Here is a 21094-nt window from a genome sequence, read left to right as displayed (position 1 = left end):
CGACATGAGTGAATCCCCCAAGCAGATGCAGCATGAATCCATCGTTCTGCGCGTTCTCTGGATGCTGCTGTTTCTGCTGGTCTGGCAGGTCGCCCAGACCCTGCTCGGCCTGCTGGTACTGGTCCAGCTGATCTATCGCCTGGTGTATGGCGCGCCGAACGCCGGCCTGATGAACTTTGGCGACAGCCTCAGCCAGTTCCTTGCCCAGATCGGCCGTTTCGGCAGCTTCCATACCGAGCAGAAGCCCTGGCCGTTCGCCGACTGGCCGACCCCGCGCCCGGCCGAGGGCGAAGCCGCCCACAGCGTGCCGCCGGCGCCGCACCCGGTGCGTGACGAAGAGCCGAAGCTGTGAAGGTGTGGATCCTGCGCCACGGCGAGGCCGAGCCGCAGGCCCGCAGTGATGACCAGCGCAACCTCACCGAACATGGGCGCAAGCAGGTGTTGCGCAGTGCTGCGCAGCTGATCGGCCAGCCGCTCGATGCGATTGTTGCCAGCCCTTATGTGCGGGCGCAGCAGACGGCGGCGCTGGTGCACCAGGCATTGGGCTTTGAAAAGGCGGTAGTCACCGTGCCCTGGCTGACCCCGGACAGCGATCCCGACCAGGCCATCGCCCGGCTCGATGCCCTGGGGCTGGAACAGGTGTTGCTGGTCAGTCACCAGCCGCTGGTGAGTACCTTGCTCGGCCTGCTGGTGCACGGCAACCGTCAATCGGGCGATCCGATGGGCACTGCCAGCCTGGCGCAACTGCAGGGTGAAGCGCTGCTCAAGGGGCTGATGACCCTGGAGAGCCTGCGTCATCCCTGAGGCGTCTGGCGTGGCTTATGGCCTCATCGCTGGCAAGCCAGCTCCCACAGGTTCAGCGGCGCACGCTTCCCTGTGGAAGTCCGCCCAGCCTTTCAGGCTGCGCTGTCGCGCAGAGAACAGTTCCAAAGCACGACGCGTACCCTGTGGGAGCGGGTTTACCCGCGATTGCTATGGTGAATTCACTACTGCAATCGCGGGTGAACCCGCTCCCACAAGGTCCCTGCAAATCAAAGAGTTATGTTTTGTTCCATGAAGCTGGCTTGCCAGCGATGAGGCCGGTGCAGGCCCACGCCACCTATTGGTAGGTAATGGTGAAGTTCAGCGCCCCCTTGGCCGATCCCGGCTTCACCGCCTGGCTTGCTTCTGTCTGGTAGAAGCGCGCCGAGAACGGCAATACGGTATCGCCGCTCGGCGAAATCACCTGCAGCGGCACGTCCTCGTTCAATTGCACCGGGGTGACGCCATCTGCCATCAGCATCTGGATCCCCACGCCCTCGGCGGTCGAGTCGTCGGTCAGGCCGAAGATGCCGCGTTGCGCATCGATCGGTGTGGAGCCCTTGGCGCCCTCCAGGCGGATATGTGCGGTGGCGACAGCGCCCTCCGGGTCGTCCTCGCAGTCGGTCAGGGTGATGGTGAACGGCACGGACGGGGTGGTGAAACCGGGGCCGGTAAAGTCCGTGTTGTCCCATTCGCCCAGTTCCACCGGGTCCGCGCTCACCGGGTTGGGTGGCAGCCCGCACTGGGACTGGATCACCGTGCCGTACAGGTGATGGCCTGCCACCTTGCCAATCCTGGTCGCGGTGGAGCTCCACAGTTCGCGTCCGTCGAGCTCATTGATGCCGGGTGGGATGTCACCGGTCTTGATCAGCGTGATGAAGGGATTCAACCTGCTCATGAGCAGGTAGCCGACGGTGTTGTGATCGACGTAGCCTTCGAAGGGAACGATAGGCGGACCCACGGTTTTCCAGGTATTGGTCGCGTAGGGCCAGTTGAACGGAAGACCGAGCTCGATCACCACACCGACCCCGGGAATGTTGGTCTGCAGGACCCTGCCGGTGACGTCGTCGCCAAGCACCGGCGGCAACGGCCCGGGATAGATCGGGACGCTGGCCGTGACGGAAATGTACAGGCTGTGCGGGCCGACATCGCGGAAGCACTGGGGTATGGCAAGCAGGTTGTTGGTAACAGGCCACTTCACCCCAGGCGGGCTGATGAAGGTGCCTACCGGTGCGTCCCTGGGCACATAGTAGGTGCCCAGATGGTTGGTATGGGTCATGGGGCCGACGGGCGTGTTGACCCGCCATTCGCAATACTGGTCACCGGGGTAGGGGTCTTCGGCGAAGGCGTGCTGGCTGCTCAGGAAAAGGCCGGCACAGGCCAGCAGGGGACGGAGGCGTGGGATCATGGTCGACTCGATGGGTTCTCATTGGCAGGTCAGCGATTGCAGGTGATAACCCTGGCTCGCGGTCATATGGCGGGTGTCGATCGGCAGGCGGCACTGGTCGAGGCTGTCGTTGCCCCAGCGGATGTCCAGGACCTGGCTGGCGACCTCGGTACTGAGCATCACCTGGCCGGCCTGGGCGACCAGGCCCAATACCTCGCCCTCGGCGCTGCGCACCTGGGTGCCGAAGGGCAGGGGCTGGTCGTCGGCATCGTGCAGGGTCAGCAACAGGCGGTTGACGTTGCGCACCTCGAAGCGTGCCTTGATCACTGCGCCGCGCCGCGGCACGACCTGGGTAGTGCCGTTGACGATCTCCACCTCCGGGCCGAGCAGGTCGGTCTCCAGGGCGATACGGTTGGTCCGGTAAGGGCGCAAGTAAGGCATCAGGGCGAAGCCGCGGGCATTGGTGCGTACTTCGTGACTGTTGAGGAGGCCGACGTTGGCGGTGTCCGGGACTTCTACCAAGGCCATGGTTTCACCCAGGTACGGGCCGAAGGTCAGGCCGTCGCCATGGGCCAGCACGGCGCCGCTGGCGTTGAACGACAGCGAGCGGAAGTCACTGCTCTGGGTCAGGCCGGCGCCGAGGCTGGCGTAGGGCGCCTGGTAGCCCAGGGCGATAGCGGCGGACTGGCGCTGCTGTTCGTCGCTGGCGAGCGAGGCGCGGTAGCTGACGCGCGTGTCGGCGAGGCTGCCATTGAGGCTGGCACGCTGGCTGTAGCGCCCGCCATTTTCCAGCACGTCGAAGGTGGCGCTGGTGGAGCGGCCGAAGTCCAGCGGCAGGCTGATGCTCAGGCCGATTTGCCGATCGTTGCCGTAGCGCTCGTCGCTCAGTGACTGGGAGGCGTAGAGGTTGTAGCTGACGCCCTTGTACTGGGTGTTGAAGTTGAACTGGAACTGGCGCTGCTCATAGGCGCTGTTCCAGTAGTCCTGCTGCGACAGGGTCAGGTTGATCGCACTGCGGCTGCCGATGTTCTGGTAGACCGCCGCTTCCAGGCGACTGCGCCGGCTGCCATGGAAGCTGCGGTGGCGGCTGCGCTCGCTGACGGCTTCGTCGAAGTCGCGGTAGCCCTCGGTGGAGTAGCGGTAGCCGGCGAAACGCAGGTTGGTGCGGGTGGCGAAGGACTTGCCGTATTTCACCGCATAGCTCATGCCGCTGATCTGGCCAGCGCTGGCGTCGCTTTGCGATTCGGAGCGGGTCAGGTCGAAGGACACGGCCCCCAGGGCGCCCAGGTCGCGGGCCAGGCCGAGGTTGCCGGCGCGATAGAAGCTGCTGCCCATCAGGCCGCCATACAGGGTCGAGTCCCAGGCCCCGCCAGCCGCCAGGGTGCCTTGCCAGAGCAGGGGATCGTCGAGCCGGGACGACGCGTTGTAGCGCCCTGCCGCCAGGCTGTAGCGCCACACGCCAGCGCGCAGCAGGTTGCTGAGGGTCGAGTAGGGTTGGGTGAAGCGGCGCACCTGGCCGTCGGCCTCGGTCAGGATGATTTCCAGCTCGCCGCTGCCGCCGAGGGTGCCCAGGTCATCGATCTGGTAGGGGCCGGGGCTGACGTAGGTGGTGTAGATCGGGTAGCCGTTCTGGCGGATTTCCAGGCGGGCCCGGGTATAGGCCACGCCGCGCACGATCGGTGCATAGCCTTGCTGGCGATCGCTGAGCATGCCCAGGTCGGAGGCGACCAGGGCGCCGCTGATGGGCACGCTGCGGAACACGTCGCCGCTGGTGAAGGTTTCGCCCAGGGTCAGGTTGGCGTGGGTGCCGGGCAGGTCGCGCTGCACGTAGGTGTAGGCGCTGGTCCAGCGCCGCTTGTCGTCTTCGTCCTGGCGCAACGACTGGTTGCTGCGCAGGCGCCACGGGCCGAGGTTGAGGCCGGTACTGAGGTTCAGGTCCTGGCTGCTGGTCGCCCCGGCGAAGCGGTTGCGGCCTTCCTGGGCGGCGACCTGGTAATTGAGGAAGGCGGCATTGATGCCGTGGTTCCAGTCATCTTGGGAGAGGCCGGCGCTGGCATCGCGGCGCAGATACAACTGCGGAATGGAAATCGCCAGTTGCAGGCGGCTGCCGTCGAAATCCACCTGGGCGCCTTCCACCACGGCCGGCAGGTCGACGCACGCGTCCAGCAATTGCCCGGGCTGTTCCAGGCTGTCGGGGCGGATGCCCAACTGGCCGACGAGCCGGGCGTCGAGGCAGGGCTGCAGGCCGCCGCGCGGGCTGGCGCTGAAGTCGACCTGGTGCTGGCCGAGGCTGTCGCCATTGACTAGCACTTCCACCGGGTAGCTGCCTGGCGCCAGCGTGCGCTGGCTGGCCAGGTCGTCCAGGGCCAGTGCGCCGGTTTCGTGGTCGTGGCCGGGCGCCTGGTGCATGAAGCTGGCCTCGAAGCCCGGGATGCTCTGGGCCTGGGCCGACTGGGAGGTGGACAGGCCGAGGCCGCCACCGGCAAGCAGCAGGTGAAACAGGGGAGGGCGGGAGATCAGGCTCCATCGCCGTGGAGAGGAATGCATGGTCATGCTCCTGGCGCTGAAAGGGCGGGGTTCAGAGGTCGGACGGCAGGGCCACCGTGACGGGTTTGCTGTAGCCGCCGTAGTCGTTGATCGCGGCGAAGGTGACCCGGAGATTGCCGCCCAGGCCGGAGGCTGGCAGCGGATAGCGCTGCTTCGACAGCGGCGCGGCCATCGGCGCCTCCAGCGGGCGCAGGGTGTGTTCGCCGTGGTGCACTTCGAGGCGGCTGAACGAGTAATGGAAGGGCGTCGGGTTATCCACTACCAGTTGCGGCTTGCCGTCGCTGCGCTCGATCGACCAGCGCAGGTCCTTGAGGCTGTCCATCGGCTTGTCGGTGAGCTGGCTGGGCCGGTAGAACAGCTTGATCCGCGTGCGCAGGGCAATGTTCAGCACATTGGCCTGGCCGCCGCGGGCCTCGGGGATTTCCTGGACATTGAAGAAGAACAGCGATTCGCGGTCTTCGGGCAGGCGTGTGGGCAGGCCGTTGATCTGCACCAGTTGCTCGGCGCCGGGATCGAGGCGGAATAGCGGCGGCGAGGCGATCAGCGGCACGGCGGTGGTGGTGTCGTCGGCCTCGGTATTGACCCAGGTCTGCACGGCGAAGGTGCTGGTGCTGGGGTTGTTGACCACGATCGAAACACTGCGTTTGTCGCTGTCGAAGACCACGCGGGTGGCATTGAGGCTGAGGGCGGCGTGGGCCCCCGGCTGCCAGGCGGCGAGCAGCAGCAGGGTGGCGCCGGTGATCCGGCGCAGGGTCGGGATGGACATGGGGACTACCTGTGCAGTACGGAGCCCGCGAGCGAAAGGGGGGAACGCTCGCGGGCAAGGGCCGTCAGTTGATGTTGACGACGAAGGACACGTCGGCGTCGGCCGCGCCCGGGGTCACCGCGGGAGCGGTGGACTTGTACACGGCGGTGAAGAACATCTCGGTGGCACCTACGGCGTTCAGCGGATAGGCCGCAGAGGCCTCACCGTTCTTCACCGGGTTGCCGGAGCGGTCCTTGAGCGCCACGGCCACGCCGGTGGCGGCGCCACCGACGGTCTTGATCGCATACAGCGAACCGTCGGCGCCGGCCCCGCCCTGCACGCCGGTGAAGGTCACGCTGGCGGTATTCGGATTCTCCGGGTCTATTCCGCAGGCGGCGCCGCCGGGAACGCGCATGGAGAAGCTGCGGCCACCGGCCTCGGCACCCAGGTTGGGGAAGTCGGCGACCCGCGGTGCACCCATCTGCACCAGGTTGCCGACCGCGCCGCTGTCGGGGTTGACGATTTCGATCGGGCAGGTGCTGCCGTTGATCTTGCCGTTGAAGTTGATGGTGCCGGTATTGGCGAACGCGGAAGTGCCGGCCAGCAACAGGGCGGCGGCCAGGAAGGTTCGTTTCATGTTATCGACTCGAATTGAAGAGGATTGTCCGAAGTTGGACTTCAGTTGTTTTTGTTACTTTTTGTAGGACTGTTCCCGTGTTTAAAGGGTAATGGCCTACAGGTTGGGAAGTTTATGCAGGTGTTTTTTAAAGGTATGTAGGAAAAGGAGACGGAGATTGTTGAATAGCGGTGTTGGGTGGTGGGAGAAGTTTGTATCGGAAAAACAACCGGGGCCGAATCAAGTTCGGCCCCGGCGTTTCGACTAACCCGACTCAATGGTTGATAGTGAGGTCCTTTTTGAACGTGACAATTGGGCCGCCCGACGTCGGCACCCATCCCGAGCCGCCCTTTTCAAAGTTGCCGGAGGTCATGTGCAAGACAGGTCCGGTGTGTGGTTTGCTGTGGGTGGTGCTGTCTGGGGGAGGCGGTGCAGGTGGTATCGTCGCCTCCTTGCCGCCACTCCCTGCTCCAGCCCCGCCGGAGCCAACCTGCCCGTCGCTACCTCCGTTTGTTGGGCCGCTGCCCTGCACTGGCCCATTTGTCGTGGAAGATTCCTCTGTGTTTGTGCTCTTATTAACCGTTGGTTTGCGCCGGAAACGGTTACTAATGACTAACGCTATACTCTTGCCACTGCGACTCACGGAGCCTCCTTGCTGGGCGCTCTGGTCGATCAGCGGCGTTGTTGCACCATCTCCAGTATCAGTGGTCTGCCTGATCTCTGGCTCGTCCGGCGGTGTTTTTTGAGACTTGGGCCATCCCCACTTGTCTTTCGGGCCCCACTTGTCGAGCGCCCCGCCTGCTGCGGAGATGGCGCCACCGACAGTCACCATGATCGTGGCGAGCGTAAACATTTCCCGATCCTCCTTCAGTGTTGCCACTACTGCGAGCGCGCCGCCTGCAGCCGAAACAGCCACCCCTATGGCGCCTACCACCAGCGGTATGGTCAAGCCACCTGTCCAGGGGGTGAAAATAGCCATCACCACCGCCCCCAGGATAAGCCCCGCTGCCGGCCCCCATTTTTCCAGGAAGCTCCCTGCGCCCGGCTCTGGGGGTGGCGGCCGGTAGATCGGGTCGGGTCGTCTCGGGTCTACGGCCCGGTGCCCGGTTGGATCGCGGAAACGTATCGGGTTGCCCAGGCAATAGGTGTAAGGGTTGAGCCCGCCCTCGAGGAACGGGCTGCGCGAGTCGGGGTTGTGGAAACGCATCAGCGACGGGTTGTAGGCCCGGTAGCCGCGGCCCAGCAGGTACCAGCCGGTGGCAACTTCGCGCAGTTCGCCATTGAAGCCCATCAGGGATTCCAGGCGCTGCTCGTCGGCCAGCTCGCCATAGGCGCTGTACACCACCTCGCGCAGGCCGCTGGCAAGGCTGGCGCCGATCACGCTGGGGCTGGCATCGGTGAGCAGGAGCATGGTGCGCTCGTGGTCATCCAGTTGCTGCTGGCCAAGCGGCTGGCCGGCATGGCTGAAGTACTGGGTCTGCACGCCGTCCTGGACGGTATGGCTGAGGCTGTAGCCCTGGTAGAAGCGCAGGGTTTCCGCCTGCCCGCCGATCCGTGCGCCGACCAGGTGCTGGTGGCCGTCGTAGCGGTAGCTGACCAGGGACTCGCTGCCGTCGGCGCTGGTCACTTCCAGCAGGCGGCCATGGGCGTCGTAGCGCAGGCGTTGCCCGGCCTCGTCGTTGAGCTGGTTGCCGTCATCATCGTAGGTGAAGGTCTGCTCGCCGGGGTAACCGCCTTCCTCGTAGGAGTTGGTCACTTTGATCAGTTGGCAACTGTCGTCTTCGGCGTAGGTGAAGATTGCAACGTTGGTCTCGCCATTGGCGAAACTGGTCATGCAGCGCTTGATGTTACCGAGGGCATCGAAGCGGAACATCTGGTCGGTGATGGCATTGCCATAGCGATCGCTGGGCAGGCGTTCGCCCGAGCAGTGATGTTCGGTCAGGCGCCCGCGCTGGTCGTAGACGTACTCTTCCTGCAACAGGCTGCGGCCGTCCATTTCCAGGTGCCGGCCAACCAGTTGGTCGTCATCGCGCCAGGTGTGGGTGAGGGTTCGCGCCGGGCTGTCGTTGAGCAGCAGGGTCCGGATCCAGACGCGGTCGAGGCTGTCGTAGGTGTTCTCGCTGACCAGGCTGTCGCCGCTGCCGAGGTCGCGGGTGGTGGTGAGGTATTGCCGGCCGTTGTCGTCGTATTCGAATTCGGCCTGCAACTGGCCCTGGGTCATGCACTTCACGCGGCCTTGATCATCGTACGTGTACAGGGTGTCGACGGCGTTGTCGGTGCGTTTCAGCGGCAGGCCTTGCAGCGAGGTCTCGTAGTGGGTTTCATGCACGTCGCCATTGCTGTCGGTCCAGCTTTCCGATTTCAGATGACCGAGCACGTTGTAGGTATAGGCCCGCTCGCCGGCGTCGCTGGTGGCGCTCTTGATCCCGGCATCGTCGCGGTCGAAGCCGTAGGTGAAGGTCTGGCCATCGACAATGATCGTCTTCGGCTGGTCGCTCAGGTTCTGCTCGTAGAAATACTCGATGGTGGCCTGCGCCGGAGTGATCAGGCGGCTGGCCCGCAGCGTCTGGTCATCGTATTCGTAGCTTTCGCTACGTGGCCCGACGGTCAGGCAGGTCAGGCGGTCGAGGCCGTCGAATTGCTGTTCGCCGAGGAGCAGGGTGGTCTTTTGGTCGTCGCCGGGAATCACGCGGATCTCGGTGGGCAATTCGTCGCGGCTGTGCTCGGCGAAGCTACGCTCGACCACGGTCTGGTCCGGCAGGCGGGTGTGCGCCACCCGGCGCCGCGAGTCGTACTGGAAATGGGTGCTGCGGGTTTCCAGGGCGAGTTCCTCGTCAGCGCGGATGCACTCGCCGTAGCCATCGTAGATATACACCTGACGACCGACTACCTTGTCCTCGTCGTCGTGGCGCTCGGTCCAGTCAATCTTGCCGAAGGCGTTGTACTGGGTGACGCTCAGCATGCTCACCAGAGGTTTGGCGCCGACGCTTTCACGCCAGCTGCGCTGCAGCTTGCCGCCGTCGCCGAACGGCGTGGTCTCGGTGACCAGGCTGACCCCGTCCGGGCCGGTGACGCGGCAGCGCTGGCCCCAGTCGTTGTAGGCGTAACGGGTGGTCAGGCTCAGCTCGCGGTCGTCGAGCTTGTCATACCGGGTTTCCTCGCTGAGCTGGCCGAGGCCATCGTAGATCGCGCTGTAGGTGCGCTGCCAGGTCGCCCCGGTCTTGACCTCGCTCAGCAACACGCGGCCCAGGCCGTCGTAGTGGTCGCGGGTCTGCACCTGCTTGACGTCGGTCACGGTGCGGCTGGCCTGTTGCCCGTCGGCGTGGACCAGTTGATAGGCGTAGCTGCGGGTGGCCTCGAAGTCGCTGCCGGGGGCCACGGTTTCCGTGGTCAGCCGACGCAGGTTGTCGTATTCGAAGCGCACCTGTACGTCGTTGGGGTCATGGCCGAGCAGCAACTGGCCGCTGTTCAGCGCCTGGTCGCTGGTGTACACCTTCTGCTCGCCGTCGTAGCCGGTAAAGGTTTCCACCGTGTGCAGGCTTTCCTGGTCCAGCAGCTTGTCGCGCGCCTTGCCGTAGTGGTAGTCGGTGCTGTTGCTGGTGCCGTTGAGGGTGTTGACCTGGCGCAGCGGACGACCATGCAGTTGCGGGTTGTCCGGGGTTTCGTAGTAGGTGCGCAGGCTATGGTTGAGCAGGGTTTCCTTGTCGCCGCGGCACTCGAATAGCGACTCCTCGCTGACCGTCAGCCAGTCGTTTTCCGGCGCACCGTTCAGTGGCGCGTGCTGGCTGTAGCGATAGCGAGTGATCAGCACCGGCGCATCACCGCGGGCCTGCGGCGCGGGGGTGACGATGACTTCCTTGACGTTGCGGGTGAAAAGGAACGGGTCCTGCGGGCAACCGTCCTCGCCGTTGGGATCGTAGAAGACCGTGCGCGTGCTGACGCCATCGGGCCGAACCTCCAGGGTCTTGTTGCCATGCTCGTCGTATTCGCTGAGCTGCAGTTCGTGCTGGATCTTGCTCGAGTCGTCCTCCAGGCGCCAGGTGTGCTGCACCGAGCGCGGCATCTGGAACTGCTTCGGTTGCTGCTCGAAGGGCTTGTTATCGGCGTAGTAGTCGATGACCTTGGTGAAGACGCACTTGCCCTGGCGGGTTTCCTCTTCGACCTGCAGGTGAAAGCGGTTGTAGGTGTGCTTCACCTGGCGCACCGCCTTGCCGCCCAGCCATTGCTGGACCGTGGTCCAGTAGTCGTAGGTGAAGTCGACCTTGTACAACTGGTCGAGGCCATCGTCCTGCCAGTTGATGCCGGAGCCGTTGCCGAGGAAGTTGTTGGTGCTGTAGGTGTAGGTGGCTTCATGGACCGCCAGGCCGGGGCCGGGGCTGGTCAGGTGGCGCGTCACCCGGGGCAGGTTGGGGCGCCCGCTGGAGCCCGGATAGGCATGGCCGCCATCCAGGTACTCCACGGTTTCATGGGCGCCCATCGGCGTCTTGACCTCCTTGATGCAGGTCAGCCCGCGGACAGTGATGTAGTCCAGGCGCCAGGAGGCCTGCTCGGCCACCGGCAGAATGATTTCCCGGACCCGGTCGCCGCTCAGTTTCATCAGGAAACGGCTCTGCGGCTGGTCGTCGAAGGGCGGCAGCAGGACCTTGAGGTTTTCGCTGTCACGCACGATGCGCAGCAGCTCGCCGCGGGCGTCCTCGATCTTCGCCAGGCGCCGCTCGCCATTGGCGAAGTCGGCCCAGGTCAGCTTGATGGCGTGGCCGCCCGGGCCGTAGATCAGGGTCGGCAAGGCCACGCGCTTGCCCGCGCCGCCCTGGGCGGTGAGCACTTCCACCAGGCCGCTGTGGTGCACCACGCGCCAGGTATCGTTGCCATCGTCGAAGAAGCGGAAGCTGTCGAGGCGTTTCTCGGCGATCGAGGGTTCCGCGCCATCGCCGGTGATCTTGAAGCTTTCGCCGGTGTACAGCGAGAGCATGCTCCTGGCGATCACGTACTGGCTCAGGCGCAGGTTCCAGCCGATACCGTAGCCGCTGTCCTCGAGGTTGAGCGGGCTGAAATCGAGCGTGAGCGGCAGGTCGGGCCCGCTCAGGGAATTGGCCTTGAGGTTCGGCAGGTCGATGGACAGGGTGTACTGCCCGGTGCGCGGATCGACGCTGCCCTTGAAAAACTCAAGGTAGTTGAATGCATTGGAGCTGACATTGCTGTGGGTAGTCATGCCCAGGGCACCTCTTGATCGAATGAATGAAAAGCGTTGCGCAGGGTATTGGGCGGGCTGTCAGGGCGGCGACTGCTGGTAGACGGTGCCGCACTGGTACCAGGTCTCGCCCTTTTCGTCGTGCCAATGGGCCCGGCCGATCAGCGCCTTGCCGTCCCCGCAGGCGAAGCGGTGATGGTTTTCCTCCAGCGAGGCGGTGCGGTAGTCATCCGGCAGGACGTACAGCGGGGTATTGCCGGCCCAGGCCTCGGCGCAGGTGTAGCGGGTCTCGCCGCGTTCGTCGCCGTCGTGCTCGTGCCCGGTCATCACGGTGTTTGCAGGGCAGACGAAGTAATGGTTGAACTCATGCCTGGCCGCCGTCTTGTGGTTTCTCATGGTAATGGCGGTTTCACCCTGCATGGGGGTGCCGCAGCGGAACTCGTTCGGGTCTTCTTCGTCGCCGAAGTGGGCGCGGCCGAGCAGCACGCGGTTGCCGCCGCAATGGAAGGTGAAACCGTCGTCCCAGTTGACCCATTGGGTGTTCTCGTCGATCTGGTGTACCGGCACGGTGGGCTTGGGCAGGGTGGCCCGGGAGGTGGTGATCCTGATGCAGGACAGGGCGTTCAGCGCATCGGTGCTGTCGCCTTTCAGATAGTTGTCCACCAGCAGCAGACCCGGTTTGATGAGGGTGTTCTTGGTAAACCGGAAGAAATACGGGAGCTGCATGATGTCGGTGATGGTCACCTTCCTGGTGGTCTTGAGCTTGATCCAGAATTTGCCGACCGCAACATCGCTGCCGGTGGTCGAGCAGGTGGGGTTGTCGGTGAGGAGGATCTCGGTGGCCGACGGCAAATCTTCGAAGGCGACCGACTGTGCCTTGTCGTTCAGGTCATGACAGCCCGCGTTTCCGGCGAGAAAGTCGTAGACCCGGGTTACGCCGCTACCCGCCGTGGGTACCGGGATATAGCAGTACCGCTCGTCGGCATCGTAGGCCGTGATGTAGCCGGCGACCTCATCCGGAGGAAAGGCCAGGGCAGGCGTTGTGGGCGGGGCAGGAGACATCTGCGCCGGCGCTTGCGCTGCAATCACCAGCAGGGCCACGCCGAGCAACAGACTGACGCTCAAGGTGTTCATGGTCATGATAAAGGCGTCCTTTGACATGAGTTGAGTGATTCTCCCGACCCCGGACCTGCTGGCGCAGCCATGCCGGGCTCGCCCTTGCGCTGCAGGCGCGTGAGGCTCAAGGTGGAGAAAGCTGGAACACGCTGGCGCAGCGGTACCAGGTCCCGGTGTCTTCCCGGCCGTACCTGGACATGCCGGCCATGACCGTGTTGTCGTAGCAGGTGAATTGGTGGTTGCTTTCCTGCAAGCGGCCCCACCAGTGATCGAGGGTCAGCACTTCCAGGCGCTCGTCACCGATCCAGGCCTCGGCGCACCAGTAGCGCGATTCGCCGAGATGGTCGCCGTCCTGCTCGCGACCGGTCATCAGAGTGTTGAGCGGGCAGACGTATTCGTGGGTCACACCATGCAGGCCGGAGCTCATCTTCTGGTTTTTCAGCACGACTTCCCGGGTGCCCTGCATCGGTACGCCGCACAGGTATCTGACCGTCGGTTTCTCGGTGCCAGAGGCTTCCCGACCGAGCATCACGCGGTTTTCACCGCATTTGAACTTCGAGTCGTACTCGGTCAACTGCTCCCACTGCAGGTCGGTAAAGGTGATGGGCTCCACCGGCTTGGGCAGGGTGGCGCGGGAGGTGGTAACGGTGATGCAGGACAGGGCATTCAGCGTATCGACGCTGTCGCCTTCCAGGTGTTTGTCCACCAGCAGCAGGCCGGGCTTGATGAGCTTGTTGTTGGCAAAGCGGAAGAAGAACGGGAGCTGTATCTCCTCGGTAATGGTCACTTTCTTAGTGGTCCTGAGCTTGACCCAGAACTTGCCGACGGTTTCGCTCGACCCCGTGGTCTTGCAGCTCCTGCTATCGCTCAGGAGTATTTCGGTTGCCGACGGCAGGTCCTCGAGCATGACGGACCAGGCCCGGTCATTGAGTCCGGAACAGGGCGATCCGTCCGCCGTGAATTCATACCTGCGGGTCAGCCCACTGCCGGCGATGGGCACGGGGAGGTAGCATAACTTTTCATTCTCGGTCAGGACGCTGATGAAGCCGGCGATCCCTTCGGTCAGGGATTTGGTGGCTGCGGGTTGCGCGGAGGGCGTCTCGGCCTCCACGGGGGGCGCGCTATCGTCGCCCGGGTTTTCTGTCGGAGGCTCTGCAGCGACGGCGGGCAGGGCCAGGCCGAGCAACAGGCTGCACAGCAAGGTTTTCAGGGGCATGATGAAAACGTCCTTTGAGAGGTATGCAGAAATGCTCAGAACACCCTGGCGCAGAGGTACCGGGTCGGTTCTTTCTCGTCACCTTTGTGATAGCGACCGACCATGAACATATTCTCGGGGCATGCGGCGGTATGCTCGATGTGCTCCTTCGGTGTCCAAAACCATTGGTCGTGTATGACCTGGAGGGGTCTGTCCCAATAGTCCATCGGGGTGCCGCAGTAATACCGGGTCGCACCGTTTTCGTCGCCGTCGTGCTCGCGCCCGGTCATGACCTGGTTCTCCGGGCAGATGAACTCGACCCCCGCCGCCTCATGCACCTCCCGGATGAACTTGGGGTCCTTGATCGGAATCGCCTGGAACTGGAACGCCTTGCCACACTGGTAGGCGGTCCATCCCTTCTGGTACTCGTCGCCTGCGTGCTTTCTGGCAATAAGGAACTGATCAGGGAGGCAATGAAACTTGCTGTCCTGTTCCCACTCCGCTTTAGACCACTCAAGCGGCTCCACAGTGACCTGCGCCCTCGGCGCATGCTGCGCAGGGGCCTGGGCGCATGCCGTCAGCGCCGTGGCCAGCGCCAGCCCCAGCAAAGCCTGGCCCAGTGGTCGAGCGGCGTGGATTGATACTTTCATGTCTGGCTCCTTGCAGTCCGGAACGTCCGGCAAATAGGTCGGCTCAGTTAATACCCGGTGGCCGTGCTTGCCTACTTGGCAGAACTGCTAGGTTGCGGGCGGCGGCGGGCAGGGCTGTACTGAGAGCGCTGAACCCAGCGGCGATTGCCTGGAGGAACCATGTCCGATGCCTACCTGGAGCTTCTCGACTGGTTGCGCGAGGCGCCACGCACCTACGGCTGGGGTTGCCTGCTGGCCTGGGACCGCAAGTGGGTCAACACCCTGTTGCTACGGGAATACATGGCGCGCTTTACCAGCGACAGCTACCTGCCGCCGTTTACCGCGCAGATCGATACCTCGCCGCTCACCCGCGAACTGATCTACGACTACACCCTCGATTGCCCGCGGCTGTCGTTCGACCAGTCGACCTACGCCGACCCCAGGGCCCGTTTGCGCATGAGGGTGGTCGGTGGCTCGCAACTCTCGGTGGAGGCTGCCGACGACGGTTCGCCGAAGCTCGCCAGGATCGCCGAGATCGATGTGCTGGCCGGCCCCACCCTGTACATGAAGCTGGCGCTCCGGAGCACGGCCGGAGCAACCAATGCACTGGGCCAGGTGGTGCTGGACCTGGCCGAGGGCGGCGATTTCGAGCTGAGCTTCGCCGACTCGACGCGGGAGCGGCTGATCGGCGGCGAATTCTTCCAGAAGAAATTCGAGGACCTGCCCAAGGAGAAAAAGATCTTCGTCCTCGGCGAACTGCTGGTGCCTCCGGGCGAGTTCCTGCAGCCGGAGTATTTCGAGATCCGCATCCATGGCAAGCCGGGTGATCCCGAGGCGGGAGCGGTGCTGTTCATGGTCAGGATGCGAGGCTACGACAACGGTGGCGAGCCGCCCACCGACCGGGACCTGCGCTATCTGCTGGAGGGCGGTTACTCCTTTGCCATGTTGCTGGGGCGCGACTTCTTGCTGGAGCGGATGTTCACTCCGGCCTGCGCCGTGCTCACGGACTCCGCAACGCCGTTTGTCGGGCGCGTGGAGTCACCGTCGGAGGGGGCGGCCTTCTACCTGCATGCAGCCTCCGGCAGTGCCTGGTCCTTGTACATCAGTCGCAGGTCCGTGACCTTCGACTACGTGAACTGCAGGATCAGGTTGCCGCTGGCTTCGGCCCAGTGTCAGTTCAAACTGACCTTTTCCAACAACGATATCGTCCTGCTCTGGCAGGGCGAATATAACCCCGACGTCAATCTCGATCTGAGATCCGGCACCAAGCTGGTCGCGGTCGGCAAAGTCGATTTTCTGATCAGGCGCCAGTACCGGCTAAGCCTGCTCAGAAGCGAAGGACAGTTGCAGGTCGTCGAAGTGAGTGGTGGTAGTGAAAATACCTGTGAGTTCGCGATCGGGGGCACGAATATACCAGCCGAGATAGTGGACCGGTTCAAGGAAGAGCTGGGCGTAAAGATGCGCGACGCCGTGCTCGGTCACGTCAAGACCTGGCTGGACCAGGCGAAATCGAAATTCGTCTCCATCGATCTGGACAAGATGACCCGCCTGCTGTTTCGCGGCGAGGAGCACCTGCGTTTCGACAAGACCGGCTTTGCCCGCGACCTGGCCCTGTTCGGCAGCATAGCCCCGTATTCACAGGTGTTCTTCGTGCAGCCGGGGGAACTGCTCATGGGCCCGGGTGAGACGCGGATGTTCTACACCCTGCCGCTGCGCAGCGTGACCTGGACGGTGGAAGCGCCAGAGGGGGAGAGCAGTCCGGTGGGCAGCATCAATGCCCTGGGCATGTACACCGCCCCGCGCGAGCTCGACCGTCCCTTCCTGCGGGTGCGCATCAGCGCCTCGGCCCCCGGCCATACCAGCAGCGCCCTGGTCACCGTGCTGCCCGGCGAGATCAGCGTCAACCCGCTGGTGATGGTGCACAGCGCCGGCTCGAGCATGGGCCGGGAAATGCGCGCCGGGGCCCGCGATCCGGGCTCGCTGACCTGGACCCTGGTCAACCCGGGCTCTGGCGCGCGCATCGTGCCCAGCCAGATGGCGGACGGCGACAAGACCTACTTCCCCGGGCCGGTACAGGCTGGCGTCCTCTGGTCGATCGACGAGATCAAGGTCACCCACGACCCGACCCGGCGCTCGCGAACCGTGCATGTCATGCTGACTCATTTCACCCCCACCTTGCAGATCACCGCGACACCGGCAGCCGATGGCAAGACCATCGCACTCAAGGCGTTCCACGAGGGCGAGGAAGTACCCGGCGAATATCCGCGGGAATGGCAAGTACTTCTGGGTGCCGGCACGGTCGATGCAACTTCGGGAGTCTTTACCCCCGATGCAACATCGCCGCTGCGCTATTCAATAGTGATCGCCAAAGTTCATTGGACGGAAACCATAAAGTCGAACGGTTATATGCTCTTGCCGTTTCCCTTCATTGAACTTCCAAAGCCGTCCTGGCAAGGCTTTTCCATTTCCTCGCCTGCGCAACGATAACGTTCCCCGGCGCTGTTCGGGGCGTATTGGCGAATGCCGCGCTGATCAAGCGTAACTGCCGTTGCGCATTTGGCAACCTGATAGTTCTGCCAGTACCGGCAACGCGCAGCGGGGTGTACAAAAACTCCACTGCAAGCGAATGCCTGCCGGTTGATTCCGGCCACTGACAGGAATGACTCATGAGTGATTTACCCAAACCGTCCATCCCGTTGTTGCGGGACGACACCATCGACCTGAAGGACCTGGAAGGGGACCTGGCCACCTGGATCAAGTACCCGGGGTTTGCCCATGGCGACGAGGTCTTTCCCGTGTGGCGTGGCTGCGGCCAGGACAGCGCAGCCTACGACTACGTCGGCGAGGTGATCGAAGTCGACGACTCCAACTACGACCCGGAGATGGGCGTGGCGGTCACCATCAGGGGCAGCCTGCTGAACGCCCTGGACCAGGGCTGGGCCATGTACTCCTACTCGGTCGCGCTCCAGGGCGGCGAGCGCGGTCCGGAGTCGCTGCGCCAGTTCTGCTACGTCGGGGTACGCCCGCGGCAGGCGGCCGTGTTGCCGGTGGCGCAGATGCGCGATTCCCATGACCTGGCCCTGGACCCCGACAGCGTCATCGGCAGCACCACCCCGGCGGTGGTCCCGCCTTACCTGGCCATGCGTCCGCGAGACAAGGTGACCCTCAGCTTTGCCGGTTATTACGACGACGGGGAGCTGGATGAGACCTGGTCGCAGCCCAAGGAACTGAGCGCCGCCGATGTCGGCAAACCGCTGACCTGGCAAGTGCCCAAGAGCCAGCTGAGCTGGATCGAGGGCGGTCATGCCGAGGTCAGCTACCGGGTCGAATATGCCTCGGGCGAGCAGGCCAGCGTCTCGGCAGTGCAGACGTTCCAGATCCGCCCGGCAGACTCCGCGCGCCTGCCGGCGCCGCAAGTCGAGGGGCATGACGACGACAGCCTCGATCCCGGGCATTTTCCCGATGGCCTGTACCTGCGTATCGCGCCCTGGCCGGACATGCAGGACGGTGACCGCCTGCTGGTGCACTGGATTGGCGGACGCGAGGCCGACAGCGTGATCAAGTCGCTGCGCATCGATACCTCGGCCATCGATAGCGGGGTGATCGAGGTGTTGATCGAGGCCCACTGGCTGCAGGCCAATATCGGCAGCCAGGTGCGGGTGTTCCACCAGTATGCCCGCGAGGGTGTGGCCCATAGCAGCGAAGAACTGGCCCTGAACATCCGCGCGCCGCTGAACCTGCTGCCGCCAAACGTCGAGCACGCCACGGCCGAGGGCGGCGCCGGGGAGAACAAGGGTGTGTTGCTGGCCTTCGATGCCCGCACGGGCGCTTACGTCGACGTGCCGGACAGCTTCCCGCTGGGCCCGGGCGATCGCCTGGCCGTGCACTGGGACGGTCATCCGGCAGGCGGGCAGCATATCGCCGACACTCCGGTCAACGGCCGGGAACGCCGCTTCCACATTCCGTCCACGGCCATCGCCGCCAACATGGGCGCGGGCGAGACCAAGCGTTTCGAAGTGTTCTACCAGTTGACGCCCGAGGGCGAAGAGCCCCTCAAGTCCGAGCCCTTCAACTTGCGGATCGAAGCCATCCCGCGCAGCAGCTACGGCAATGTGCAGATCGTCCAGGCCGACTCCGGGGCCCTGTCCCTGGCCAGGGTTCCCGCTGCCGGGGCCGACCTGGTCCTGGCCAGGTGGTACTTCATGGCCGTGGGCCAGTTGCTCAGCATCGAAGCCAGCGGAGTGGACGCCGGAGGCCAGCCGGTCAACCTGATGGTACGTAACGCCGCGCCGGTGACCGCCGCCGAAGTGGCGGCCGAGCAGATCGAGGCGAGGCTGATCCGCATGTTCCTCGAATCCTTGCAAATGGGGCAGAACTTCACCCTGACCGCCAGGGTGAGTTTCGACGGCGGTGGCAGCTACTACCCCTTCAAGGACCTGAACCTGCCCCTGAGACCCTGACCGCAGGCCAACGCCTGCTTATGCAACCCTGCACCGAAAGAGGATACACACCATGGAATCCAGAGCTTCCCTTGACGACATGCTGGAGTGGTTGCGCGGCGGCTCGCGGACCGGCGGCTTCAACTGCATCGTCGCCTACGACCGGACCAAGACCAATACCGTGCTGCTCCAGGAGTACATCGAACGCTTCACCGCCGGTACCTACCTGAAACCCATCAACATGGACGTGCCGACCTCGGGCAAGACCCGCGAGCTGACCTACGACTACATCCTCGATGCCGGACGGCTGTCCTTCGAGAACGCCAGCATCGACAAATCGGAAGCCCGGCTGACCATGCATGTCATCGGTGGTTCGCAGGTGTCCCTGGAGGAGTCGGACTCCGGCCAGCTGAAGGTGGCCGGGATCAGCTCCATCGATGCCCTGCAGGGACCGCTGGTGTACATGGACATCAAGCTCAAGGGGACCGAGGGGGTGATCAGCGAGGACGGCAAGATCTACCTCAACCTCAAGGATGACTTCGAAGTCATCATGCTGACCTTCGCGGCGACCGACCGTGAACGCGCAATCGGCGGGGAATTCCTCAATGACTATTTCAAGGACCTGCCGGAGGACCAGCAGATCCACGTGCTCAATGAAATCAAGGTGAACCCCGACCAGTACCTGGTGCACCAGGAGTTCTTTATCCGCACCCATGCTGCGCCCGGAGGCAAGGATCCGCATTCCGCCAACCGTGGTGCCGGGGCGGTGCTGGTGTTCATCACCACCCTGGGCCAGGACAACGGCAAGATCGCGGTCAAGGACGAGGACCAGCCGTACCTGATCCCGGATGGTTTCTCGGCCAGCATGCTGCTGGGCCACGACTTCCTGATGGCCAAGATCTTTTCCGAGGGCTGCCGGGCCCTGGCCGATCAAGGCAGCGAATATGACTTCGAACTGGTCAGCTATCAGGAAGGCATCATCGATCATATGCGGGTATTGCGGGGTGTTGTCAGCGGGCCCGAAATCACCGGCAGCAGCGCGACCTTCAAGGAGATCACCGCTGGTTTGCTCGCGTTCCCGCTGGCCAACAATGATGTGGTCATGACCTGCAAGTTCAGCGACGGCCGTATCACGCTGGATTGGAAAGGCTTTTCGCAGTTCCGCCTGGGAGTTTTACCGCAGTATGGTCAGATACAGGAATTTTGGGCGGATGCGGCCTGGCACATGATCCGTTCGTTCGAACCCCGGCTCGACAGTGCGACGGGTATGGTTAGCCTGGTCGCCCTGGACGAAACCCCGATGAAGCGCCTGAAAGTGTCACCCGGTGATCACGAGCTGCCGGTGGTGATCGATAATTTTGTGGAAATCACCAGCTTCCTCGAGCCGCGACTGGCGCAGCGGTTGTTCGACACCCTGGCGAGGTTCTCCGAACCAGCCTCGGCCATCGATGTGTTCCGCCTCAACAGCATCATGTTCAAGGGCGACAACGTGGTGGTGCTCAAGGACGTGCACCAGCCTCGTGACATGTTCCTGGTCGGCGATGTTTCTCCCTCCCTGACCCATTTCTCCATCACGCCCATGGACGAGAAGGTCGGCCCCGAAGGCCAGGTGACGTTCAAGACGGTGCCGCCGCTCAGCGGTGTCACCTGGTCGGTGGAGAAGGTCCCGGGTTCGTCCGACAACGTCGGCAGCATCAGCACCAGCGGAGTGTATACCGCGCCGGAGAAGAGCGAACTCGACGGCACCTTCACCCGGGTCAGGGTCACGGCCAAGGTGGGCGACTACCGCCAGAGTGCGCTGGTCAGCATCGTCAGCCGGGACATTGCCCTCAACCCGCTGGTGGTGTCCATGGGCGTGGAAAGCGGGGTGCTGCGGGAAATGTCGGCGGGCACCCTGGGTGACGGCGAGCTGGTCTGGTCGATCGCCGACCCCAGTTCCGGCTCGCAGATCGTGCCGAGCAACGTCGAGTTCGGTGACAAGGCGTTCAAGCCCGGGCCGAAGAAGGACGTCCATATCCTCGTCGAGGAAGTGGTGGTGGAGAACAAGAGCACGGGCTCCAAGGTTTCCAGCTACGTCGTGGTGACCCATATTTCTGGCACCCTGACCATTCGCTACGAGAAGACCGACAAGCCGGACGAGGTGCGACTGCGCCTCAAGCATGAAATGGACGATGTGCCACCTGATGAAAACCTGACCCTTACGGTGGTCGCCGGATCCGGAACCGTCACCCCTAATGGATTGTTTAAGATCGACCCGGCCGGCAAGCACAAGTTCGCCGTGGTCGAGGCGCTGTATTCGATCGGCATTTTCAAGGCCAGGGGCCACATCATCCTGCCGATCCCGTTGCTAGATATCGACAAGGCGCTCCAAGTCCAGGCCAAGTGCCTGGAGCACAAGCCAGGCAAGCCCTGAGAGGGAGTCACCATC

General features: G+C 63.8%; 13 protein-coding genes. 5 read left to right on the top strand and 8 right to left on the bottom strand.

Translation table 11 applies throughout. From position 1 onward, the window contains the following. Positions 1-4: 4 nt before the first annotated feature. A complete protein-coding gene (locus PSEMO_RS07515) occupies positions 5-352 on the top strand; it encodes a DUF4389 domain-containing protein (RefSeq protein WP_075802489.1) in 348 nt (115 codons plus the stop codon). Continuing rightward, on the top strand, positions 349-804 hold the full coding sequence (sixA, locus tag PSEMO_RS07510; RefSeq protein ID WP_075802488.1) for a phosphohistidine phosphatase SixA: 456 nt from the start codon (positions 349-351) through the stop codon (positions 802-804). Before PSEMO_RS07515 ends, sixA begins: the two co-directional genes overlap by 4 nt. Positions 805-1099: 295 nt before the next feature. Here the strand turns inward: sixA and PSEMO_RS07505 are convergent, their stop codons facing one another. The 8 genes from PSEMO_RS07505 to PSEMO_RS07470 form a co-directional block, all read right to left on the bottom strand. Continuing rightward, a complete protein-coding gene (locus PSEMO_RS07505) occupies positions 1100-2209 on the bottom strand; it encodes a fimbrial protein (protein WP_075802487.1) in 1110 nt (369 codons plus the stop codon). A gap of 18 nt (positions 2210-2227) precedes the next feature. After that, positions 2228-4735 (bottom strand): fimbria/pilus outer membrane usher protein, encoded by a 2508-nt coding sequence (locus PSEMO_RS07500; protein ID WP_075802486.1) that lies wholly within the window; start codon positions 4733-4735, stop codon positions 2228-2230. Positions 4736-4766: 31 nt separating this feature from the next. Continuing rightward, a complete protein-coding gene (locus tag PSEMO_RS07495; protein ID WP_075802485.1) occupies positions 4767-5501 on the bottom strand; it encodes a fimbrial biogenesis chaperone in 735 nt (244 codons plus the stop codon). 64 nt (positions 5502-5565) lie between these two features. Continuing rightward, complete coding sequence (locus tag PSEMO_RS07490) at positions 5566-6117, bottom strand: fimbrial protein (protein WP_075802484.1); 552 nt, start codon at positions 6115-6117, stop codon at positions 5566-5568. 253 nt (positions 6118-6370) lie between these two features. After that, entirely contained in the window at positions 6371-11308 is a 4938-nt protein-coding gene (locus PSEMO_RS07485; protein ID WP_075802483.1) for an RHS repeat domain-containing protein, read from the bottom strand. Between the two features lie 60 nt (positions 11309-11368). Continuing rightward, positions 11369-12427 carry a hypothetical protein gene (locus PSEMO_RS07480; RefSeq protein WP_075802482.1) on the bottom strand — a complete coding sequence of 353 codons (1059 nt, stop codon included), beginning with the start codon at positions 12425-12427 and terminating at the stop codon, positions 11369-11371. Positions 12428-12527: 100 nt separating this feature from the next. Continuing rightward, positions 12528-13619 carry a hypothetical protein gene (locus tag PSEMO_RS07475; protein ID WP_075802481.1) on the bottom strand — a complete coding sequence of 364 codons (1092 nt, stop codon included), beginning with the start codon at positions 13617-13619 and terminating at the stop codon, positions 12528-12530. A gap of 35 nt (positions 13620-13654) precedes the next feature. Next, a complete protein-coding gene (locus PSEMO_RS07470) occupies positions 13655-14248 on the bottom strand; it encodes a hypothetical protein (protein WP_075802480.1) in 594 nt (197 codons plus the stop codon). 159 nt (positions 14249-14407) lie between these two features. Here PSEMO_RS07470 and PSEMO_RS07465 point away from each other — a divergent pair, with 159 nt between their 5' ends. The 3 genes from PSEMO_RS07465 (at position 14408) to PSEMO_RS07455 (ending at position 21079) form a co-directional block, all read left to right on the top strand. Then, complete coding sequence (locus PSEMO_RS07465) at positions 14408-16714, top strand: hypothetical protein (protein ID WP_075802479.1); 2307 nt, start codon at positions 14408-14410, stop codon at positions 16712-16714. A gap of 179 nt (positions 16715-16893) precedes the next feature. Continuing rightward, complete coding sequence (locus tag PSEMO_RS07460; RefSeq protein WP_075802478.1) at positions 16894-18687, top strand: hypothetical protein; 1794 nt, start codon at positions 16894-16896, stop codon at positions 18685-18687. Between the two features lie 52 nt (positions 18688-18739). Next, a complete protein-coding gene (locus PSEMO_RS07455) occupies positions 18740-21079 on the top strand; it encodes a hypothetical protein (protein WP_144443555.1) in 2340 nt (779 codons plus the stop codon). The last annotated feature ends 15 nt before the right edge of the window (positions 21080-21094 follow it).

Origin of the sequence: Pseudomonas putida, assembly GCF_001941965.1 — a bacterium.
GTDB lineage: Bacteria > Pseudomonadota > Gammaproteobacteria > Pseudomonadales > Pseudomonadaceae > Aquipseudomonas > Aquipseudomonas putida_L.
Note: the sequence above shows the minus strand (reverse complement) of the source record. Positions and strands in the feature narration are given on the sequence as shown.